Source organism: Maricaulis sp., from assembly GCF_030149425.1.
Taxonomy (GTDB): Bacteria; Pseudomonadota; Alphaproteobacteria; order Caulobacterales; family Maricaulaceae; genus Maricaulis.
This window is the reverse complement of the sequence record NZ_JASBRQ010000021.1, coordinates 1-1,949: the sequence shown is the minus strand read 5'-3', so window position 1 is coordinate 1,949 and position 1,949 is coordinate 1. Positions and strand designations below refer to the sequence as shown.

The following is a 1,949-nucleotide window of genomic DNA, read 5'->3' as shown; positions in this document are numbered from 1 at the left end:
GCCGGACGAGGGTTCGATCCGTCTCGGCGAGACGGTGAAACTGTCCTATGTCGACCAGTCGCGCGATGCGCTCGATCCGAACAAGACCGTCTGGGAGGAAATCTCCGGCGGCAATGACATGATCGATCTGGGCGGCAAGGAAGTGCCGAGCCGGGCCTATGTCGGCGCCTTCAACTTCAAGGGCGGCAATCAGCAGAAGAAGGTCGGCCTCTTGTCCGGCGGTGAGCGCAACCGCGTCCACCTCGCCAAGACGCTGCAGACCGGCGGCAACCTCCTGTTGCTCGACGAACCGACCAACGACCTGGACGTGGAAACGCTCGCGGCGCTGGAACAGGCGCTGGAAGCCTATCCGGGCTGCGCCGTGGTCATCTCGCACGACCGCTTCTTCCTCGACCGCCTGGCCACCCACATCCTGGCCTTTGAAGGCGACAGCCATGTGGAATGGTTCGAGGGCAATTTCGAAGACTATATCGAAGACAAGAAACGCCGCCTGGGCCCGGATGCGGACATGCCCAAGCGCATCAAATTCCAGAAGTTCGCGCGCTAAGCGATCTTTGTTTGGGACAATCGAAAAGGCGGCTGAAACAGCCGCCTTTTTTGTGTGCGTTTCCGGTTATACCCGCGCTGCTGCATAGGGCGCCGGATCAATCGCCGGCGTGTCGCCCGCCACCAGGTCTGCCAGCAGATGTGCAGAGCCCATGGCCTGGGTCCAGCCGAGATGGCCATGCCCGGTTGAAAGCCAGAGGCCGCGGGCGCGGGTCTCGCCGATAAAGGGGCGGCCATCGGCACTCATCGGGCGCAGACCGGTCCAGGCCTCCACTTCACCCTCAAGAAGCTTGGGCGCCAGCTCTGGGTAAATGCCCGCGAAGAGCTGTTTCAGGTTATCAATTCGCGCAGGGGTAAGTTCGTCATTCTCGCCGGCGATCTCGGCAGTCCCGGCGACGCGTAAACGATCGCCCATGGGGGTGACGATGGCGTGCATGGCGTCATTGACCACCGGCAGGCCGGGGCGCTCATTCTGGCTGCTCATGTCCAGCGTGATCGAGTAGCCTTTGACCGGGCGCACCGGCAGGTGCAGCGCCAGGGGCTTGAGCAGTTTCCAGGCGGCATGGCCAGAGGCGACGACGATGGCGTCAGCCTCGATCTCCTCGGTCTTGGTGTAAACGCCGACAATATCGCCGGCTCTGTCGCCGAGGGCTTCGATCTCTGAATTCCATTCGAACTCGACACCGTCGGCTTCAGCCGCTTGGGCAAGCGCGCAGGTGAATTTATGGGCGTCGCCGCACTCATCATCAGGATAGTGGATCGCGCCGGCGATCTGGTCGGCGACGGGAGCAAGCAATGGCTCCAGGGCGACGGCCTGGTCGCGGTCGAGTACGCTGTGGTTCAGCCCCATATCGAAGAGCATTTCCGCCGCCTTGCGGCTGTGCTCAAGGCGCTCGGCGGTTTCGAACACGCGCAAAGTGCCGCGGGTTCCATTGTCGAATTCCAGGCCCAGAGCATCGCGCACCGACCGGGTCATTTCCAGGGAGTATCGCGACAGGGCGAAATTGGCCCGGGCCGCAGCATTATGCCGGGCGTGGGTCGAGTTGCGCAGGAATTTCAGTCCCCAGGGGATGAGGCCGGGCAAGGCTTCCGGGCGCAGCTTCATCGCTGCATTGGGGTCGGTCAGGGATGCGATCAGGTCCCAGGCGACGCCAGGCGCATTCCAGGGCTGCGGTTCGGACGGGGTCAGCGCGCCGGCATTGGCAAAACTCGTCGCCTGCGCAGGACCGTCCGCGCTGTCGAAAACAGCGACATTGAAGCCTTTTCGTTTCAGCGCCCAGGCGGCGCTGACACCTGCCAGGCCGGCACCGATGACGATAATGTCCTTGGCCACGCGCGATCGCTCCAGAATCTCATCTACAGACCGTCCTTTGAACTTCGCCGCGATGCAGATAAAAGCAAGC

Annotated in this window: 2 protein-coding genes; one reads left to right on the top strand and one right to left on the bottom strand. The window is 62.8% G+C overall.

Annotation, left to right across the window (positions count from 1 at the left end; genetic code table 11):
• Positions 1–547: ATP-binding cassette domain-containing protein (locus Q1V57_RS03650; protein ID WP_300527660.1), on the top strand; the 547-nt coding region annotated here is incomplete at its 5' end.
• Positions 548–613: 66 nt separating this feature from the next.
• Here the strand turns inward: Q1V57_RS03650 and Q1V57_RS03645 are convergent.
• The coding region (locus Q1V57_RS03645) for a D-amino acid dehydrogenase (protein ID WP_300527658.1) at positions 614–1,949 on the bottom strand (1,336 nt) is incomplete at its 5' end.